We start from the raw sequence: 23748 nt of genomic DNA, 5'->3' as shown, positions 1-23748 counted from the left end.
CGCCCAGGAGGGGACCTATGTATACCAGTCAATTCCAAACCTTAGTAGATGTCATTCGGGAAAGAAGCAATATCTCTGACCGCGGGATCCGTTTTATCGAATCCGATAAAAACGAGACGGTTGTCTCTTATCGCCAATTGTTTGAAGAGGCGCAAGGGTATCTTGGCTATTTACAGCATATCGGCATTCAGCCGAAGCAGGAAATCGTATTTCAAATCCAAGAAAACAAATCATTTGTCGTTGCTTTTTGGGCTTGTATATTAGGAGGAATGATCCCGGTGCCGGTCAGTATCGGAGAAGATGATGACCATAAGCTGAAGGTCTGGCGCATTTGGAACATATTAAATCACCCGTTTCTGATTGCCTCTGAAAAAGTATTGGACAAAATAAAGAAATATGCTGCAGAACACGATTTACAGGATTTCCATCATCAATTAAACGAAAAATCTGACATCATTCAAGATCAAACCTACGATTACCCCGCTTCGTTTTATGAACCTGATGCGGATGAACTCGCCTTTATCCAATTTTCTTCAGGATCGACAGGAGATCCAAAAGGAGTCATGTTAACGCATCACAACTTAATACATAACACGTGCGCCATTGGGAATGCCCTAGCCGTTCATTCGAAAGACTCTTTCTTATCATGGATGCCTTTAACGCATGATATGGGGCTCATCGCCTGCCACCTTGTTCCCTTCATAACCGGAATCAATCAAAATCTAATGCCTACAGAATTATTTATTCGCAGACCTATTCTTTGGATGAAAAAAGCTCATGAACATAAAGCCAGTATTCTATCCTCTCCAAATTTCGGGTACAACTACTTCCTTAAATTTCTGAAAAACGAACCAGACTGGGATTTATCCCACATCAAGGTCATCGCAAACGGTGCAGAACCGATATTGCCGGAGCTCTGTGACGAATTTTTGAAAAGATGCGCAGTATTCAATCTGAAAAGATCCGCCATTTTGAATGTTTACGGTTTAGCGGAAGCGTCGGTCGGCGCAGCATTCTCTAAATTAGGTAAAGAATTCGTTCCCGTTTATTTGCATCGTGACTATTTAAATCTTGGTGAAAGAGCTGTAAAAGTAAGCAAAGAGGATCAAAATTGCGCTTCATTCGTCGAAGTGGGACAACCTATTGACTATTGTCAGCTTCGGATCTCCGATGAAGTAAATGAAAGAGTAGAAGACGGAATCATCGGCCATATCCAGATCAAAGGAGACAATGTGACTCAAGGGTATTATAACAACCCCGAGAGTACGGAAAAAGCGCTGACTTCTGACGGCTGGGTAAAAACGGGAGACCTCGGATTCATTAGTGAAAGTGGTAACTTAGTCGTAACCGGAAGAGAAAAGGACATTATTTTCGTGAACGGAAAAAATATCTACCCGCACGATATTGAACGGGTCGCGATTGAAATGGAAGAGGTTGACTTAGGAAGAGTTGCCGCCTGCGGTGTATATGATCAAAAGACACAAAGCGGAGAAATCGTGCTCTTTGTTGTTTACAAAAAATCACCTGAAAAATTCGCACCGCTTGTCAAAGAGATAAAAAAGCATTTGCTCAAGCGGGGCGGCTGGAGCATAAAAGAAGTCCTTCCGATCCGAAAACTCCCTAAAACAACCAGCGGAAAGGTTAAACGCTACGAACTTGCCAGACAGTATGAGGCAGGGAATTTTGCAACAGAGTCTGCCGCTATCAATGAATGTTTGGAGAGCAGCCCGGAAACATCCGGACAGACTCCCATTCATGAAATTGAAACGGAATTACTGTCTATCTTTTCCGATGTGCTCAATGGGAAAAAGGTTCACCTCGCTGACAGTTATTTTGATATGGGAGCAAATTCATTACAGTTATCGCAGATTGCCGAGCGCATAGAACAGAAATTCGGACGCGAGCTTGCTGTTTCAGATCTCTTTACGTATCCTTCTATCACTGATTTAGCGGCATATCTGTCTGAAAGACGGGCTGAAATCAAGCAGGACGCGGCAGCGAAACCAAGCCATGTGACGCCGAAAGATATCGCCATTATCGGGATGTCGCTCAATGTCCCAGGAGCATCAACGAAAAGTGATTTTTGGAATCTGCTTGAAAAAGGTGAGCACAGCATTCGAGAATACCCTGCATCCCGGCTGAAAGATGCGGCGGATTATTTAAAGTCCATCCAAAGCGAAATCAATGAGAATCAGTTTGTGAAGGGCGGCTATTTAGATGAAATCGACCGCTTTGATTACTCGTTTTTCGGTTTAGCTCCTAAAACGGCTCAGTTTATGGACCCTAACCAAAGACTGTTTTTGCAGTCTGTATGGCATGCGATTGAAGATGCGGGCTATGCCGGCGGCAGCATGAACGGGAGCCGTGTCGGGGTATATGCAGGGTACTCGAAGGTGGGCTACGATTATGAACGTCTCCTTTCTGCGAATTATCCGGAGGAGCTTCATCAATATATCGTGGGCAATCTCCCTTCCGTGTTAGCCAGCCGAATCGCTTATTTCCTAAATTTAAAAGGGCCGGCGGTCACAGTGGATACGGCATGCTCCTCATCGCTTGCCGCGGTTCATATGGCATGTAAATCTTTAATATCCGGCGATTGTGAAATGGCTCTTGCCGGCGGTATCCGGACATCGCTCTTGCCGATCTGTATCGGACTTGATATGGAATCTTCGGACGGGTACACGAAAACGTTCAGCAAAGATTCAGACGGTACTGGCACAGGTGAAGGCGCGGCCGCAGTCCTGCTAAAACCTCTGCAGGATGCTGTTCGCGACGGAGACCATATTTACGGCGTAATCAAGGGAAGCGCGCTGAATCAAGACGGAACAACCGCCGGGATTACAGCACCGAATCCGGCAGCTCAGACTGAGGTCATTGAGACGGCTTGGAAAGACGCGGGCATTGCCCCTGAAACACTGTCTTTCATCGAAGCGCATGGCACCGGAACGAAGCTCGGCGATCCGGTTGAATTTAACGGGCTTTGTAAAGCGTTTGAAAAGTATACGGCAAAAAAACAATTTTGTGCGATTGGTTCTGTTAAATCGAACATCGGTCATTTGTTTGAAGCGGCAGGCATCGTCGGGCTGATCAAATCTGTCCTCATGCTGAATCACAAGAAAAATCCGCCGTTAGTGCACTTTAATGAACCTAATCCGCTCATTCATTTTCACTCTTCACCATTTTACGTAAACCAGGAAGCTGCAGCGTTCACATCCGGTGAAGAGCCGCTGCGAGGCGGAGTCAGCTCATTTGGCTTTAGCGGGACGAACGCTCATGTGGTATTGGAAGAATATATTTCTCAAAGTAAGTATGCGCCCGAGGATGAACATGGGCCGCACCTATTTGTTTTATCCGCTCATACTGAAAAATCACTCTATGAACTCGCACAGCAGTACCGGCAATATGTATCGGATGACAGCCAAGCTTCATTAAAGTCCATTTGCTATACAGCCAGTACGGGCAGGGCTCATTTGGATCATGGCATTGCCATGATTGTATCCGGTAAACAAGAACTATCGGATAAGCTGACCCGCCTGATTCAGGGAGACAGAAACCTTCCCGGTGTATACATCGGCTACAAGAATATGAAGGAAATGCTGCCCGCTCATAAAGAAGAGCTGAATAAACAAGCAGCCGCACTGATTAAGCAGCGTTTACGTACGCAAGATGAACGGATCACATGGCTGCATCGCGCCGCCGAATTATTTGTGCAAGGAGCCGTTATCGATTGGCGCGCGCTTTATTCCGGTGAAACTGTACAAAAGACGCCATTGCCCCTGTATCCGTTTGAACGGAGCCGATGCTGGGCTGAAGCTGACCAATTGCGCTTAAACGAGGACGAAAAGAGAGGAGAAGCGGCATTGAATATCAATCAATCGAAGGCGCACATTGAATCCTTCTTGAAAACTGTAATCAGCAATGCTTCGGGGATCAGAGCGGAGGAACTCGATCTGAATGCTCATTTTATCGGGCTCGGGATGGATTCCATCATGCTGTCACAGGTCAAAAAAGCCATCGCGGACGAATTTGGGGCAGACATCCCGATGGATCGTTTTTTTGATACGATGAACAACCTTCAAAGTGTCATAGATTACTTGGCTGAGACCGTTCCATCGTCCTTTGCATCCGCTCCGCCTCAAGAGAATGTTCCGGCGCAGGAAATACAGGTCATTTCAGAAGCACAGTCTGAATCGGATCGCAGAGAAGGTCATCAAGAGCATATGCTCGAAAAAATAATCGCTTCTCAGAATCAATTAATTCAGGATACCTTGCAAGCTCAATTAAATAGCTTTAATTTGTTGAGAAACAGCGGACATCATTCCGATGAGAAAGAATACGCTAAAGCGCAAGAGAAATCAATTCCTTCTGTCAAGCAGGGGCCTCCGGCCGTCACTGCAGAAAAGAAAGCGGCTCAAGAAGCGAAACCCTATGTTCCTTTCCAGCCTCAGAACCTGCATGATCAGGGACACTATACCGCACGGCAAAAACAATACTTAGAAGATTTCATCAAGAAGTACGCAGATAAAACGAAAGGTTCCAAACAATATACAGACAACACCCGATTTGCTCATGCAAACAACCGCAACTTGTCCAGCTTCCGTTCGTATTGGAAGGAAATCGTATACCCGATTATCGCCGAACGATCTGACGGTTCTAAAATGTGGGATATTGACGGAAATGAATATATCGATATCACCATGGGGTTCGGAGTTAACCTTTTCGGGCATCATCCTTCCTTTATTACACAGGTTATCGATGATTCAACCCGTTCATCATTGCCTCCGCTCGGCCCGATGTCAGATGTCGCCGGTGAAGTTGCCGACCGGATCCGCACATGTACCGGGGTGGAAAGGGTCGCTTTCTATAATTCCGGAACAGAGGCCGTCATGGTTGCCCTGCGTTTGGCGCGGGCAGCAACAGGAAGAAAGAAAGTCGTGGCGTTCTCGGGATCTTATCACGGCACGTTTGACGGCGTATTAGGGGTTGCCGGCACAAAAGGCGGAGCTGCGTCTGCGAATCCGCTGGCTCCGGGCATACTGCAGAGCTTTATGGATGATTTGATTATTTTACATTACAACAATCCCGATTCGCTGGACGTGATCCGCAGTCTTGGTGATGAATTGGCAGCCGTACTGGTGGAACCGGTACAAAGCCGCAGACCGGATTTGCAGCCGCGGGCATTTTTGAAAGAATTGCGGGCGATCACGCAGCAATCCGGAACAGCTCTGATTATGGATGAAATTATTACCGGATTTCGGATCGGTCTCGGCGGCGCACAGGAATGGTTCGGCATTCAGGCTGATTTAGTGACCTACGGAAAAATCATCGGCGGCGGACAGCCGTTAGGGGTAGTTGCCGGAAAAGCTGAGTTCATGAATGCGATCGACGGGGGTACCTGGCAGTATGGGGACGATTCCTACCCGCAAGACGAGGCGAAACGCACGTTTGTGGCCGGCACCTTCAATACTCATCCGCTTACCATGAGAATGTCATTAGCCGTCCTTCGTCATTTACAAACCGAGGGAGAACATCTGTATGAGCAGCTGAATCAAAAAACAGCCTACTTGGTCGATGAGCTGAATCGCTGCTTCGAACTAGCGCAAGTGCCTATCCGCATGGTTCGATTCGGTTCTTTATTCCGGTTTGTCTCATCGCTTGATAATGACTTGTTCTTTTACCATCTCAACTATAAAGGTGTCTATGTGTGGGAAGGACGCAACTGCTTCTTGTCCGTCGCGCATACCGCAGATGATATCGAAAATATTATTCAAGCGGTGAAAGACACGGTGGAGGATCTTCGCCGAGGCGGATTTATTCCGGAAGGCCCGGATTCCCCTGATGGCGGAGGCCGTAAAAAGTCCGGGACGCGCGAGCTTTCACCTGAACAAAAGCAGTTGGTTATGGCATCCCATTACGGGAATGAAGCTTCCGCCGCTTTAAACCAGTCCATTATGCTGAAAGTGGAGGGCGAACTGCAGCATACGCCATTAAAACAAGCCGTCCGGCATATCGTTGACCGTCATGAAGCTTTACGTACGGTGATTCATCCCGATGACGAGGTACAGCAAGTGCAGGAACGGATGAATATAGAAATACCAGTCATTGATTTTACCGGTCACCCGCATGAACATCGGGAGTCGGAAATTCAAAAATGGCTGACAGAAGATGCCAAGCGGCCGTTGCATTTCCATGAACAAAAGCCTTTGTTTAGAATCCATGTGCTTACTGCGGCTCACAATGAACATCTGATTGTGCTCACGTTCCATCATATCATTGCCGATGGATGGTCAATCGCCGTTTTTGTTCAAGAACTGGAGAGCAACTACGCGGCAATTGTACAAGGAAAACCAATTTCACCGAAAGAGGCAGATGTTTCGTTTCGCCAATACTTAGACTGGCAGCAGGCACAGATTGACAGCGGCCATTATGAAGAAGGGGTCCGTTATTGGCGGCGTCATTTCTCTGAACCGATACAGCAGCCAATTCTGCCGAGCGCAGCTTCTGTCTGTTATCCGAAGGGGTATGAGGGAGACCGGTGTACCGTCAGGCTTGGACGGCCATTGAGCGAGGCTTTAAGGTCATTAAGCATTCAGATGAAAAATAGCGTATTTGTGACGATGCTGGGTGCATTTCATCTTTTTCTGCACCGGCTTACCAAACAGTCAGGCCTTGTGATCGGGGTCCCCGCTGCAGGTCAATCGCATATGAAACAGCATGATCTGATTGGAAATTGCGTCAATATGATTCCGGTGAAGAACACGTCTACTTCAGAAAGCACTTTAACCGGTTATCTTGGCAGTATGAAAGAAAGCGTGAATCTTGCAATGCGGCACCAAGCCGTCCCGATGACACTGGTGGCCAGAGAGCTTCCGCACGATCAAGTGCCGGATATGCGTATTATCTTTAATTTAGACAGGCCTTTTCGAAAGCTGCATTTCGGAAAGGCGGAAGCGGAGCCCGTTGCATACCCGGTAAAATGCACCCTGTATGATTTATTTCTTAACATAACAGACGCGCATCAAGAATATGTTCTTGATTTCGACTTTAATACGAACGTCATCAGTCCGGAAATCATGAAAAAGTGGGGAGCGGGTTTTACAAAATTGCTGCAAAAAATGGTTGAGGGAGATTCAATCCCTCTTGACGCCATGATGCTGTTTTCCGATGAAGAACAGCATGATTTACAAGCACTTTATGCCGAACACCAGAAGCGGGTCTCTTCAATAGGAAGCAATACAGCAAATTTCACTGAAGCCTACGAGGCGCCGGTAAATGAAACGGAGCGGCAGCTGGCGCGGATTTGGGAGGAACTTTTCGGCCTTGAACGGGTCGGCAGATCAGATCGCTTCCTGGCTCTGGGAGGAAACTCACTCCAGGCGACGCTTATGCTTTCCAAAGTTCAGAAGACATTTCATCAAAATGTTTCCATCGGACAATTTTTCAATCACCAGACTGTTAAGGAATTAGCACATTTCATTCAGAACGAAACAAAAGTCGTGCACCTCCCGATGAAGGCTGCCGAGAAAAAAGCGTATTACCCGACATCGCCGGCACAGCAAAGAGTATATTTCCTGCACCAACTGGAACCGGATCAGCTGGCGCAAAATATGTTCGGCCAAATATCAATAACAGGGAAGTACGATGAGCAAGCCCTGATCTCATCTCTTCAACAAGTGATGCAGCGGCACGAAGCGTTTCGCACGTATTTCGACATTATAGATGGCGATATCGTTCAGAAACTTGAAAACGAAGTTGATTTTAACGTTCATGTCCGGACAATGAGCCGGGACGAATTTGATGCCTATTCAGACCGGTTTGTAAAACCGTTCCGCCTGGACCAAGCTCCGTTAGTTCGTGCAGAGCTGATCAAGATTGAAAACGAGCAGGCCGAACTGCTCATCGATATGCATCATATCATTTCGGACGGTTATTCCGTCAACATCCTTACAAATGAATTGCTGGCTTTATATCATCAGAAACCATTACCGGACATTGAATTTGAATATAAAGATTTCGCAGAATGGCAAAACCAACGGCTGAATGAGGATGCTATGAAGCGGCAGGAGACATATTGGCTGGAACAATTTCAAGACGAAATTCCCATCCTTAACCTGCCGACAGACGGTTCAAAAGCGGCAGAACGGTCTTCTGAGGGACAGCGTGTGACATGCTCCTTACAGCCGGATGTCATCCGTTCGCTTCAAGATTTGGCGCAAAAGGCGGAAACCACTCTCTATACGGTGCTTCTGGCCGCCTATAATGTGCTGCTTCATAAATATACGGGACAAGAAGACATTGTCGTTGGCACGCCTGCTTCAGGAAGAAATCATCCGGATATCGAAAAGATCATCGGTATTTTCATACAAACCATTGGAATCCGGACGAAGCCGCACGCCAATAGAACGTTTACGGATTATCTGGAAGAAGTAAAGCGGCAGACGCTTGACGCTTTCGAAAACCAAGACTATCCATTCGACCGGCTTGTGGAGAAATTAAATGTGCAGCGGGAAACAACCGGACAGTCTATGTTTAACACGATGTTTGTGTTTCAAAACATTGAATTTCATGAAATCCGGCACAATGAATGTACATTTAAAGTGAAAGAACGAAATCCAGGGGTCTCTTTGTATGATTTGATGCTCACAATCGAAGATGCCGGTCAACAGATAGAGATGCATTTTGATTATAAACCGGGACGATTCACAAAAGACACCATTGAACAGATCACCAAACACTATACCGCCATTTTAAACAGTCTTGTTGAGCAGCCGGAGATGACATTGTCTTCCGTTCCTATGCTGTCTGAAACCGAACGGCATCAACTGCTGACGGAGTGTAATGGCACAAAGACGCCGTGTCCGCATAACGAAACAGTAACCCGATGGTTTGAAATGCAAGCAGAACAGAGTCCCGATCATGAAGCCGTTATTTTTGGCAATGAGCGGTATACGTACAGACAGCTCAATGAACGGGCGAACCGATTGGCGCGGACGTTACGGACAAAAGGCGTACAAGCGGATCAATTCGTTGCCATCATCTGCCCGCATCGGATCGAACTGATTGTCGGAATTTTGGCTGTTCTGAAAGCCGGCGGCGCATACGTGCCCATTGATCCTGAATATCCGGAAGATCGGATCCAATATATCCTGAGAGATTCAAGGGCGGAGGTTGTGTTGACACAGCGCAGCCTGCTGGATCAATTACCGTATGATGGTGACGTTGTGCTTTTGGATGAGGAAAACTCATACCATGAGAATCACTCGAATCTTGAATCGGACAGCGATGCGCATGATTTGGCCTACATGATCTATACGTCAGGTTCCACGGGAAATCCAAAAGGTGTCCTCATTGAGCATCAGGGACTGGCTGATTATATTTGGTGGGCGAAAGAGGTTTATGTAAGAGGTGAGAAAACCAACTTCCCATTATACTCTTCCATCTCTTTCGATCTGACTGTGACCTCGATATTTACACCGCTGGTTACGGGAAATACCATCATTGTCTTTGACGGCGAAGATAAAAGCGCTGTGCTTTCTGAGATTATGCGGGACTCAAGAATAGACATGATCAAATTGACCCCGGCACATCTGCACGTCATCAAGGAGATGAATATCGCTGGCGGCACGGCAATACGGAAAATGATTGTCGGCGGAGAAAATTTAAGCACCCGTCTGGCCAAAAGTGTCAGCGAGCAGTTTAAAGGCCGGCTGGACATTTTCAATGAATACGGACCGACGGAAGCTGTCGTCGGATGTATGATTTATCACTTCGACGCAGAACGGGACAAGCGGGAATTTGTACCGATCGGCACTCCGGCTGCCAACACGGATATTTATGTGGCCGATGCAAGCAGAAACCTGGTTCCGATCGGGGTAATCGGCGAAATATATATCAGCGGACCGGGTGTTGCCAGAGGGTATTGGAACCGTCCGGATTTAACGGCAGAGAAATTTGTTGAAAACCCGTATGTCCCGGGAGCGAAGATGTACAAATCAGGGGATTTGGCTAAGCGGTTGAAGGACGGAAATCTTGTATATATCGGGCGCGTTGATGAACAAGTCAAAATCAGGGGATACCGAATCGAGCTTGGTGAAATTGAAGCAGCAATGCATAACGCGGAAGCGGTGCAAAAAGCCGCGGTTACGGTGAAAGAAGAAGAAGACGGCTTAAAACAATTATGCGCGTATTACGTAAGCGGCAAGCCTATAGCGGCTGCGCAGCTTAGGGAACAATTGTCATCGGAGCTTCCGGACTACATGGTTCCGTCCTATTTTGTCCATCTGGAGCATATGCCGTTAACGTCCAACGGGAAAATAAACCGTAAGGCACTGCCTGCACCAGAAGCGAGTCTGCAGCAGACAGCTGAATATGTTCCGCCGGGTAATGAGACGGAGTCCAAACTGACAGATTTATGGAAGGAAGTGCTCGGAATAAGCCAAGCGGGGATCAAACATAATTTCTTTGATCTCGGAGGCAACTCCATCCGAGCGGCTGCCTTAGCCGCCAGAATTCACAAAGAGCTGGATGTGAATCTGTCTCTCAAAGACATATTCAAGTTTCCTACCATTGAACAATTGGCTGACAAGGCGTTACACATGGACAAAAATCGATATGTACCGATTCCGGCTGCAAAGGAAATGCCATATTATCCGGTTTCTTCAGCTCAGAGGCGGATGTATTTGTTAAGTCACACAAAAGGCGGCGAGCTGACTTACAATATGACGGGTGCCATGAATGTGGAAGGGACGATCGATCCCGAACGGTTAAACGCCGCTTTCCGAAAATTAATCGCGCGTCATGAATCGTTGAGGACCAGCTTTGATTTATATGAAGGCGAGCCGGCACAGCGTATTCATCAGAACGTCGACTTTACGATAGAACGGATTCAAGCAAGCGAAGAAGAAGCGGAAGACCGTGTGCTTGATTTCATCAAAGCGTTTGACTTAGCCAAACCGCCGCTGATGCGGGCCGGACTGATTGAAATTGAACCTGCGCGGCACGTGCTTGTGGTTGATATGCATCATATCATTTCTGACGGTGTGTCCGTCAATATTCTGATGAAAGATTTAAGCCGAATCTACGAGGGGAACAAACCGGACCCGCTCTCTATTCAATATAAAGACTTTGCAGTTTGGCAGCAATCGGACATTCAGAAACGGAACATCAAGAGCCAGGAAGCGTATTGGCTGGATCAGTTTCACGGTGATATTCCTGTACTGGATATGCCTGCGGATTATGAGAGACCTGCCATACGCGATTACGAAGGCGAATCATTTGAATTTCTTATACCAGAACACTTGAAACAGCGTTTAAGCCAAATGAAAGAAGACACAGGAGCAACACTGTATATGATTTTATTGGCAGCCTATACGATTCTTTTATCCAAATACAGCGGACAAGAAGATATTATCGTAGGAACGCCATCTGCCGGGCGGACTCATTTGGATGTAGAGCTGGTCGTGGGAATGTTCGTCAATACGTTAGTCATTCGCAATCACCCGGCGGGCCGTAAAACATTTGATGCCTACTTAAACGAAGTAAAAGAAAACATGCTGAACGCCTATAAAAATCAAGACTATCCGTTGGAAGAATTAATTCAGCATCTGCATCTTCCAAAAGATTCAAGCCGCAATCCTTTATTCGATACGATGTTTGTGCTGCAAAATCTCGATCATGCTGAATTGACTTTCGATTCTCTTCAACTCAAGCCGTATCCATTTCATCATCCGGTTGCGAAATTCGATTTGACCTTGTCGATTCAGGCGGACCGCGACAACTATCACGGACTGTTTGAATATTCGAAAAAACTGTTTAAGAAAAGCAGAATCGAGGTTTTATCAAACGACTACTTACACATCCTATCGGCGATTTTGGAACAGCCAAGCATTCTAATCGAACATATCGGATTGAGCGGCAGCAATGAGGAAGAAGAGAACGCGCTTGATTCTATTCAATTGAACTTTTAGGGAAAAGCATTATTTCTTTAAATTATATAAAATGAGGTGCTCCAATGTCGGTATTTAAAAACCAAGAAACGTACTGGGAAAACCTGTTTGATGAAGAAGACGGACTAAGCGCATTCCCTTACTTTAAAGCAGCGGATAAAGCGTCGTTGGCCCGTACCGGCTACCAGGAAAAATGCATCTGCCGTTCCTTTTCTCCGGAAGTATCTCAAAGAATCATGACAATGGCGAATCATTCCGATATGGCGGCCTATCTGATTTTATTGGCGGGTATTGAATGCTTGTTATATAAATATACGGATCAAACGAGCCTGATTCTTGGCATTCCGACGGTATCGAAGCAAAAAGCCGGCCAGTCAGCCGTTAACAACATTGTCCTCTTAAAAAATACGCTTTCAAACGAGAGTACATTTAAAACCGTATTCGGACAGCTGAAAGAAGCCGTTAATGATTCTCTGAAAAATCAAAACCTGCCGTTTAGAAAAATGGTTCAGCATCTGAGCGTGCAATACAATGACGAGCATCTGCCGTTGATTCATACCGTCGTTTCGCTTAACGAAATTCATTCCTTGCAATTTAAAGAAGATACTGCAGCCGATACGCTGTTTCACTTTGATTTGGAGAACAACGGGATTCATTTGAAGCTTTTTTATAACGGCAACCTGTACGATGAGCGCTATATCAATCAAATTGTATCCCATTTGGATCAGCTGCTGTCTGTGATCCTGTTTCAGCCTCAAGCCGCGATCCACACGGCAGAGATCTTACCGGAAGCGGAAAAACAGAAGCTATTGTTTGATTTTAACGATACCGTCAGAGATTTCTCCGGGAGCAGAACAGTCTATCAATTATTTGAAGAGCAAACAGAAAGAACACCTGAGCATGCGGCCGTCAAGTTTAAAAACGACCATTTGACGTACAGGGAACTGAATGAGAAGGCGAACCGTTTGGCAAGAACATTGCGTAATTGCGGGGTTCAACCCGATACGTTAGTCGCCATTCTCGCCGATCGTTCATTAGAGATGATCGTATCCATTATAGCCGTTTGGAAGGCAGGGGGCGCTTATGTGCCCCTGGATCCTGAATATCCAAAAGAGCGGCTTCAATATTTGCTTCATGATGCGGATGCAGACGTTCTCCTTGTTCAGCGTCATTTAAAAAACAGTCTCTCCTTTGATGGCCCGGAGATTGATTTGAATGATGAAACATCATACCATGCCGATAGCTCATTGTTATCACCAGTAGCGGGACACAGCCATTTAGCCTATGTCATTTATACGTCGGGTACAACAGGAAAGCCGAAAGGAGTCATGGTTGAACACGGCGGCATTGTGAATTCGCTCCAATGGAAGAAGGCGTTTTTTAAGCATTCTCCGGCGGATCGCGTGCTTGTCTTGTACCCGTATGTTTTTGATGCGTTCATTTTAAATTTCTTCGGCCCGCTCATCTCGGGGGCAACTTTGCACCTATTGCCTAATGAAGAGAATAAAGAAACTTTCGCCATTCAAAATGCCATAAAACAAGAGAGAATTACTCATTTCTCAACTTCTCCCCGTCTTCTGAAAACGATGATCGAACAGATGAACACAGAGGACTTCATCCATGTTCAGCATGTTGTTGTAGGCGGTGAGCAGCTGGAAACAGATACAGTTGAGAAGCTCCATTCTCTGCAGCCTCGCATTCGGATCAATAATGAATACGGACCGACAGAAAACAGCGTGGTATCTACATTTCACCCTGTTCAGTCCGCTGATGAACAGATCACAATCGGCAACCCGGTGGCCAACCATCAAGCTTATATTTTAGGAGCGCACCATCAAATCCAGCCGATCGGCGTACCGGGAGAGCTGTATGTCGGAGGAGCGGGAGTGGCCCGCGGCTACCTCAATCGTCCTGAATTGACGGAGGAAAAATTTGTGGAGCATCTGCATGTCCCTGGTCAAAAGATGTATAAAACTGGGGATCTCGCCAGATGGCTGCCGGATGGAAGAATCGAATATTTAGGGCGGATTGATCATCAAGTGAAAATTCGCGGCTACCGGATTGAGATCGGCGAGGTAGAGGCAGCCATGTTCAATCTGGAAAACGTTCGTGAAGCCGCAGTCGTCGCGCGTGAAGACGCAGACGGGGCCAAACAATTGTATGCCTATTATGTCGGTGAGCCTTCTTTGACCGCTGCGCAGTTCAGAAAAGAATTATCCCGGGAACTGCCGAATTATATGATTCCCTCCCGCTTTATCCCATTGGAACGCATTCCGCTCACTTCCAATGGGAAGATTGATCTGAAAGCTTTGCCTGCTGCTGACGAAAATACGCGGGCGGAATACGAATACATAGCCCCGCGGAACACAATAGAAGAACTGCTGGCGTCTATCTGGCAAGAAGTATTAGGGGCAGAACGTATAGGAATTCTGGATAATTTCTTTGATTTTGGCGGAGATTCGATTAAGTCAATTCAGGTGTCATCCAGATTGTATCAAGCCGGATACAAGGTTGATATGAAGCATTTGTTTAAACACCCCTCGATTGCTGAACTTAGTCAGTTTGTAGCGCCGGTCAGCAGGGTGGCTGATCAAGGAGAAGTGAATGGCGGAACCAAGCTGACCCCGATTCAGCATTGGTTTTTTGAACAAAACATGCCGCATGCACACCATTACAATCAGGCCGTCATGTTATATTCGGCGGAATGCTTTAAAGAGGCTCCGCTTCGCCGGACGATGGAACAGATCGCGTCGCATCACGATGCCTTGAGGATGATTTTTGAAAAAACGCCGGATGGATACGCTCCGCGAATTACAGGAACAGATGAAAGTGAACTATACCATCTGGAAGTGATGAATTATAAAGGGGAAACCGATCCGGCTCAAGCGATTGCCGATAAAGCGAATGAGATTCAAAGCAGCATGGTATTAGACAAAGGGCCATTGATGAAGCTCGGTTTGTTCCAATGTCCGGACGGAGATCATTTGCTGATTGCAATTCATCATTTGCTGATTGACGGAGTATCCTGGCGTATTTTGCTCGAAGATTTTGCAAGCGGTTATGAGCAGGCAGAACGCGGACAAACGATCCAGCTCCCGCAAAAAACAGATTCGTTTCCATTCTGGGCCGATCAATTGTCCAAATATGTGGCGGAAACCGACATGAAAGAGGAGATTGCTTATTGGACTGAGCTTTCAAGCATAAAGCCTCAGCCATTGCCTAAGGACACTATCAGCGAAGGATCGTTATTAAGTGACAGCGAAGAAGTGACGATTCAATGGACAAAAGAGGAAACGGAGCAATTATTAAAACAAGCGAACCGCGCCTACAACACGGATATCAACGATCTGCTGCTGACTTCGTTAGGGCTGGCCGTTCACAAGTGGACAGGCACGGAAGACATTGTCGTGAATTTGGAAGGCCACGGGAGAGAACCGATTATTCCGGATGCTGACATTTCCCGCACGATAGGATGGTTCACAAGCCAGTACCCTGTCGTCCTGAGGATGGAAGCCGGAAAAGATCTGTCGCAGCGGATCAAGATCGTAAAAGAAGGGCTGCGCCGCATCCCTGATAAAGGAATGAATTACAGCATCATCAAATATATATCCGGGCACCCGGAAGCCGACAGCCTGCAGCTGAATCCGGAGATATCGTTTAACTATTTGGGACAATTTGACCAAGACCTGAAGCATCAGGCTTTGCGCATATCGCCATATTCCACAGGGTTATCGATGAACGAAAATCAAGAGAGAACGGCTGTGCTTGATTTGAACGGCATGATTGCCGAAGGGACATTATCACTGACACTGAGCTACAGCAGCAAACAATACGAAAGATCTACTATGGCGCAATTTGCCCAAGGGTTGAAAGAAAGTCTGCAAGAAGTCATTGCGCATTGCGTAAGCCGGCAGCAGACTTCTCTCACACCAAGTGACATCCTGTTAAAAGATATCTCAATCGACGAACTGGAACAGCTTTTGGAGCAGACGCGTGAATTAGGCGAAGCGGAAAATATTTATCCATTAACGCCGATGCAGAAGGGCATGCTGTTTCACAGCTTATTTGATCCGAATTCAGGTGCTTATTTTCAGCAAACGATGTTTGATCTGCATGGAGATCTGGAGATTGATTCATTTTCAAAAAGCTTGGACGGCTTATCGCAAAAATATGATATTTTCCGCACGAATTTTTACAGAGGCTGGAAGGATCAGCCGCTCCAAATTATATTCAAAACGAAAAAAATCGGTTTTCAATTCAATGACATACGAGAGATGAAGGAATCACAAAAAGAAGCGATGATTCAGCAGTATGCCAGAGAAGATAAGATGCGGGGGTTCGACTTAGAAAAAGGCGCGTTAATGCGGCTATTCATCCTTCGTACGGATGAAAAGACATACCGTTTTATCTGGAGCTTCCACCATATTTTGATGGACGGCTGGTGCCTGCCGCTGATTACAAAAGAAATATTCGAGAATTACTTTGCCTTGCTTCAGCAAAAGCAGCCTGAACAATCATCAATTACTCCGTACAGTCAATATATTGAATGGCTCGGCCGGCAAGATGCGAAAAAGGCCACGGCTTATTGGGATCAATACTTAGAGGGATATGAGGAGCAAACCGGCCTTCCTAAGGATCACCATGCAGCGGAAGACGGACGATACGTTCCTGAAAAAGTGACGTGTGACATAAGCTCCGATCTCACTTCAAAAATGAAGCGGACGGCAGGCGAGCATCATGTCACGCTGAACACGCTGCTGCAGACGGCATGGGCGGTTTTGCTGCAGAAATATAACCGCAGCCGGGACGTTGTGTTTGGAAGTGTTGTATCCGGAAGACCTGCTGGAATTCCAAACGTGGAAACCATGATCGGCTTATTCATTAACACCATTCCCGTCCGGTTCCGGTGTGAAGCCGGGACAACGTTTGCCGAGCTTATGAAAGAGGCGCAGGAAAGGGCTGTAGCGTCTCAACAATTTGAGACGCACCCGCTGTACGATATTCAAGCGCGTACAACGCAAAAGCAAGATTTAATTACACATTTAATGATATTCGAAAATTATCCGGTTGATCAGTATATGGAAAGCATAGGCCGCCAAAACGGAACATCCATCAAAATTTCCAACGTGCAAATGGAAGAACAGACCAACTACGATTTTAATTTGACCGTTATACCGGGCGACGAGATGAACATCTCTTTTGAATACAATGCAAATGTGTATGATCGTGCAAGCATAGAGCGGGTTCGGGAACATTTCATGCAAATCCTGCATCAAGGCGTGACAGATGCGGATATCCGGGTGGATCAAGCGGAATTGTTAACGGAAGGCGAAAGAAGAACCCTTCTGCAGACGCTTAACGACACGGCCGCGCCGTTTCCGCAGACGCCGGTTCATCAATTATTTGAAGAGCAATCGCAGCGTACGCCCGATCAAGCAGCCGTCATTGATAAGGACAGGCAGCTCACGTACGGAGAGCTCAATAAGCGGGCCAACCGACTGGCGCGAACGTTAAGAGCGAAAGGAGTCCAGACGGATCAGCCTGTAGCCATCATCACAAGAAACAGCATCGAATCGGTGGTCGGAATCCTTGCCGTTTTAAAATCAGGCGGAGCCTATGTCCCTATAGATCCGGAATATCCGCAAGACCGCATCCGGTATATGCTGGATGACTCCCAAGCCGGAATCGTTTTAATGCAGCGGGACGTCAGGAAACAGCTCGCCTATGAAGGCGTCACGGTTTTACTTGATGATGAAAGTTCTTATCACCAAGATGGCTCTGACCTTGCTCCGATAAATGATGTGAGCCATTTGGCATATGTCATTTATACGTCAGGTTCCACAGGCCGGCCAAAAGGCGTACTAATCGAGCACCAAGGCTTGACCAATTATATTTGGTGGGCGAAAGAGGTTTATGTAAAAGGCGAGAAAGCCAACTTCCCATTGTATTCGTCAATTTCTTTTGATCTGACGGTGACTTCTATTTTCACGCCGCTTGTCACAGGAAATGCAATCATCGTCTATGACGGAGAAGATAAAACAGCTCTGCTTGAATCGATTGTGAGGGACCCGAGGGTGGATATCATTAAATTGACTCCGGCCCATTTGCAGGTTTTGAAAGAAATGAACATTGCCGATCAAACGGCTGTCCGAAGAATGATTGTGGGCGGGGAAAACTTAAGCACCCGGTTAGCCCGCAGCATTCATGAACAGTTCGAAGGCCGGGTTGAAATATGCAATGAGTACGGACCGACGGAAACCGTTGTCGGCTGCATGATTTACCGTTATGATGCCGCAAAGGACAGACGGGAATCGGTACCGATCGGAACCGCTGCGGCAAACACGAGCATTTACGTTCTTGATGAGAATATGAAACCCGCACCGATCGGAGTGCCGGGAGAAATCTATATCAGCGGCGCCGGTGTGGCAAGAGGATATTTGAATCGTCCCGAATTAACGGCAGAGAAATTTGTCGATGACCCGTTTGAACCCGGAGCGAAGATGTATAAGACCGGAGATTTGGCGAAGTGGCTGGCGGACGGAAACATTGAATATGCGGGCAGAATAGATGAACAAGTGAAAATCAGAGGCTATCGTATCGAATTAGGCGAGATCGAGGCGGCACTGCTTCAAGAAGAAGCGATCAAGGAAGCTGTCGTTACAGCCAGAGAGGATGTCCACGGGTTTAAACAATTGTGTGCATATTACGTAAGCGGCGGGCAAACAACGGCTGCCCGGCTCCGGAAACAATTGTCTCATACCCTTGCAAGTTATATGGTTCCGGCTTATTTTATCGAGCTTGATGAAATGCCTTTAACTTCTAACGGAAAAATAAACAAAAAAGGGCTGCCGGCTCCGGATTTCGAGCTGCAGGACAGAGCAGAGTATAAAGCTCCCCGAACAAAAGCGGAAGAAATATTAGTTTCTGCCTGGGAATCGGTATTAGGCGCTGAAAACGTCAGTATTCTTGATAATTTCTTTGCCCTTGGCGGAGATTCCATTAAATCCATTCAAGTATCCTCCAGATTAAATCAGCAAGGATACAAAATGGAAATCAAAGACTTGTTTCAATATGCAACAATTGCAGAATTGAGTCCGCATATCAAGCAGAATCTGCGTATAGCCGATCAAGGTGAGGTCAAAGGAAAAGTCAGCCTGACTCCTATTCAGCATTGGTTCTTTGATCACATAACGACAGATCAGCATTATTATAATCAAGCCGTCATGCTGCATGCGCCGGAAGGTTTTCAGGAAACGCAGCTTCGTCAAACCCTGCAAAAGCTTGCTGAACATCACGATGCGCTCCGCATGACGTTCCGGACTACGGAAAATGGCTGCGAGGCACAGAATGAAGAAATCGCCCAAAGCGGACTGTACCGCTTAGAAGTCCTGAATCTGAAAGAAGATTCCGATCCGGGACGGACAATTGAAGCCAAAGCTGATGAGATACAAAGCAGTATGCGTTTAAGTGATGGGCCGTTAATGAAAGCCGGGTTGTTTCAATGCGCAAATGGAGATCATCTGCTCATTGCCATCCATCATTTGATTATAGACGGGATTTCATGGCGCATTTTACTGGAAGATATCGTTAGCGGCTACAAGCAAGCCGAGAACGGGCGAGTGATTCAACTGCCGCAAAAAACAGACTCTTTCCAATTATGGGCTAAGAGACTTTCAGAATATGCGCAAAGTGAAACCATAAAACAGGAACAGGAATATTGGACAAAGATCGAACAAACCGAAGTCAAACCGCTGCCTAAAGATTTTCATGAAACCCATACAACTGCAAAAGACAGTGAAACAGCAACTGTGGAATGGACGAAAGAGGAAACGGAGCTGCTATTAAAACAAGCGAATCGCGCTTATAACACGGAAATAAACGATTTGCTCTTAACTTCTCTGGGTCTTTCCATATCGCATTGGTCAGGACTGGAACAAATTCCGATTCATTTAGAGGGACACGGCCGAGAACAGATTATACAAGATATAGATATCTCCCGCACGGTCGGGTGGTTTACAAGTCTGTATCCGGTTGTGCTGCACGCGCATCCGGGCAAAGAGATCTCTGATTATATCAAGACGACCAAAGAAGGATTGCGCCAAATTCCGCATAAAGGGATCGGATATGGAATAGCAAGGTACTTAAGCGGCGGAATGCCATCGAAACTCAATCCTGAGATCAGCTTTAACTACCTGGGACAGTTTGACCAAGATTTACAGCAGCATGGGGTTCAATTATCTTCTTATTCTTGCGGTTCAGACTCAAGCGGAGATCAAGAAAGACCGTATGTATTGAATATAAACGGAATGATCACCGACGGCCGGCTGAAGCTTACGATCAGCTACAGCAGCAAACAGTACGCAAAAGAAACGATCATGCGGTTATCGGAAACGATTCAAAGCCGCCTGCGGACAATCATTACGCATTGCGTCCATAAAGAACAATCGGAACTGACGCCAAGCGATATTTTGTTAAAAGGCATGTCCATTGACGAATTGGATCAGCTCCTCATTCAACTGCCGCATGCAGGTGAGGTTGAAAACGTGTATCCGCTCACTCCGATGCAGAAAGGAATGCTCTTCCACAGCCTGCTGGACGAGGCCTCAAGTTCTTATTTTGAACAAGCATCGTTCGATTTGCAGGGAGAGTTAAAGATTGATTGGTTTAAAGCAAGCCTTGAACGATTATTTGAAACATACGCCGTGCTCAGAACCCGTTTTTACAGCGGCTGGAACGATACTCCTTTACAAATTGTCTATAAAACGCAAACACCGCAAATTCATTTTGCAGATTTGCGTGGTATAGAGGAGCACCTGAGAGAGGATGCAATCGCAGCCTATCAAAGAGAAGATAAGGCAAAAGGATTTGACTTGGCTCGGGATCCGCTGATGCGCATAGCGATTTTCCGTATGGAAGACCGCAAATATCATTTGATTTGGAGCTTCCATCATATTGTGATGGATGGCTGGTGCCTGTCTCTTATCACGAAGGAAGTGTTTGATCATTATCGCGCCTTACAGGAAGGCAGGGAACCAGAACCGTCATCGGCAGCTCCTTACAGCGACTATATCGAGTGGCTTGACCGCCAAGATCAGGGAGCGGCAAAGCGGTACTGGAGCGGGTATCTTGAAGGATATACAGGTGAAACCACGCTTCTTCATAAAATAGAGCAGCATGAACAAAAAGAATACGCCTATGCCAATGTGATCTGCCGATTTGATCACGAACAGACAAAACAATTACAGCAGATCGCAAATCAGCATCAGGTTACATTAAACACGTTGATCCAAACGTTATGGGGAGTTTTATTACAGAAATACAGCGGGTCCGCAGACGTTGTCTTCGGCAGTGTCGTGTCGGGAAGGCCGGCGGAAATTCCTGATGTAGAACAGATGATCGGCCTGTTCATCAATACCATTCCGGTTCGCATCCGCTGCGATGAGGACAGCACTTTTGCTGATACGATGCAAATGGTTCAACAAAACGCTCTGGCTTCCCAATCATACGATACCTATCCTTTATACGAAATTCAGGCCCAAACGGAACAAAAGCAAAACTTAATTGATCATATACTGATCTTTGAAAATTATCCGATAGAGCAGCAAGTCGAAAAGGGCCATGATGCTGCGGATTTAAATATCGTGAATTTCCATATAGAAGAACATACCCATTACGATTTTAATGTAGTTGTCATCCCTGGCGAACAACTCACCGTTCATTTTGATTTCAACCAAAATGAATATGGACAATCAGAGGCAGAGCGGATTCGCGGACATTTTGAACAGCTCATTCACCAAATTTTGCAGCAGCCGTCTGTCAAAATAGAAGAAATGGAACTTCTGACGCAGCAAGAAAAAGAACAGCTGCTCACTCCGCTTTCCGGGGGAACAGAGAAGCCTGAATACGAAACGATTCATACTATGTTTGAACGCCAGGCGGCACAAACGCCGCAAGAAATCGCAGTTCAATACGAAGGGGCGGAGATTTCTTACAAAGAGCTGAACGAAACAGCCAATAAACTGGCGCGGATTCTCCGTAAGCGAGGTGTGAAGCATCAGGAGCCGGTGGCTGTGATCGCCGGGCGTTCACCATCATTAGCGATTGCTGTTTTAGGCATTTTAAAAGCGGGCGGTGCCATTGTTCCGATTGATCCGAGCCATCCTGCCGAACGAATCCGCTATATCATTGAAAACAGCAGCTCCACTCATGTTGTAACAGAGAAAGACCGGTCAGTCCCCGAGGCAGCAACGCAGATTGTCACATTCATAGAAGAAGCGGTGACAGAACCGGACGGGAGCAATGTGCAGACGATAAACACAGCGGAGGATCTGCTTTACGTTATTTATACATCAGGAACGACGGGGAAACCGAAGGGTGTGCTGCTTGAACATAGAAATATGGCCAATTTGCTGTATGACCAATTTACAAACTCAGGCATCGATTTCAAAACCAATGTGCTTCAATACGCATCTCCGGCATTTGATGTCTGCTATCAAGAGCTGTTTTCAGCCCTGCTCAGAGGCGGCACACTCCACATCGTGCCGGAATCAATAAAGCGGGACGCGGCTCAGCTGTTTTCGTTTATTAATAAACATCAGACGGACATCGTCTTTTTCCCGACTGCTTTTGCCAAAATGCTTTTTAGCGAAGAGAGCTATGCATATTCATTTCCGCGCTGTGTGAAGCATTTGATTACAGCAGGAGAACAATTGACAGTATCCCGTTTATTTCAGCAAGTGCTCCGCACCCACGGCTTGCATTTGCACAATCATTACGGTCCGTCAGAAACTCATGTGGTGTCGACGTATACCATTCAACCGGGAGATGATATTCCTGAATTTCCGCCGATCGGAAAACCGATATGCCATAACAATATGTATGTCATCAGCAAGAACAAACAGCTTCAGCCCTTGGGCATTGCGGGAGAACTGTATATTTCCGGAGCAAATACCGGGAGAGGCTATGCGAATAACCCGGCTTTAACGGGAGAGAAATTTTTGCCTGATCCGTTCAGAGAGGGAGCCGTTATGTACCGCACCGGAGATTTGGCAAGGCTGCGTGAGGACGGGCAAATCGAATACATCGGCCGCATTGATGATCAGGCGAAAATAAGGGGCTACCGGATCGAACCGAAAGAAGTTGAGGTCATATTGGCCAATCACCCGGCGGTGAGAGAAGCAGCCGTCCTTATTCAAAAAAACGCTTTGGGTGAAAATGAATTGTGCGCGTACTGCAGCGTCTCAAAAGCGACTGATCCTTCAGCATTACGGAAAGATCTGGCCAAAAACCTTCCTGACTATATGATTCCCGTGAAATGGGCTTTTGTTGAATCGATTCCGCTCACGGCAAACGGAAAAGTCGACCGCAAAGCATTGCCGACACCAGAAGGAGGCGTGCAAACAGGGGGCGAATACGTTGCTCCCCGTACAGCGGCGGAAGCGCAGGTGGCGCATATCTGGAAAGAGGTGCTTGGACTTCCGCGTATCGGCGTGAAAGATAACTTCTTCGACATCGGCGGTCACTCGCTGCGGGCAACGACTCTGACGGCGAAGCTGCACAAAGTGATGGGGGTCAGCCTGCCGCTGCGGGAAGTGTTCCGGTCGCCAACAATTGAAGAAATGGCAGAAACGATTACCGGAATGAAACACACAGCATATACATCTATCCCGGCCGTTGACGCAAAAGAATACTATGCCGTCTCCTCGGCGCAAAAACGGCTGTACATTTTGAATCAGCTGAAAGGCGGAGAGCTGAGCTACAACATGCCGAGTGTCATGAGGGCCGATGGAGCTCTGGATCGGGA

2 protein-coding genes are annotated in these 23748 nt (G+C 46.7%); both read left to right on the top strand.

The genetic code is table 11. From position 1 onward, the window contains the following. Positions 1–17 precede the first annotated feature (17 nt). Entirely contained in the window at positions 18–11966 is an 11949-nt protein-coding gene (gene bamA, locus OWN49_RS18060; RefSeq protein ID WP_176283349.1) for a bacillomycin D hybrid PKS/NRPS BamA, read from the top strand. Positions 11967–12010: 44 nt separating this feature from the next. Next, positions 12011–23748, top strand: an 11738-nt coding sequence (gene bamB, locus OWN49_RS18055) for a bacillomycin D non-ribosomal peptide synthetase BamB (RefSeq protein WP_270908866.1), incomplete at its 3' end; no start/stop codon positions are given.

Origin of the sequence: Bacillus sp. NEAU-242-2 (assembly GCF_027853835.1) — a bacterium.
GTDB lineage: Bacteria > Bacillota > Bacilli > Bacillales > Bacillaceae > Bacillus > Bacillus velezensis.
The sequence above is the reverse complement of the archived record's forward strand: the minus strand, read 5'-3'. Positions and strand labels throughout refer to the sequence as shown.

Coding starts and splice junctions, on each gene's coding strand:
- bamA (WP_176283349.1), top strand. CDS start 18: ATGTATACCAGTCAATTCCAAACCTTAGTAGATGTCATTCGGGAAAGA.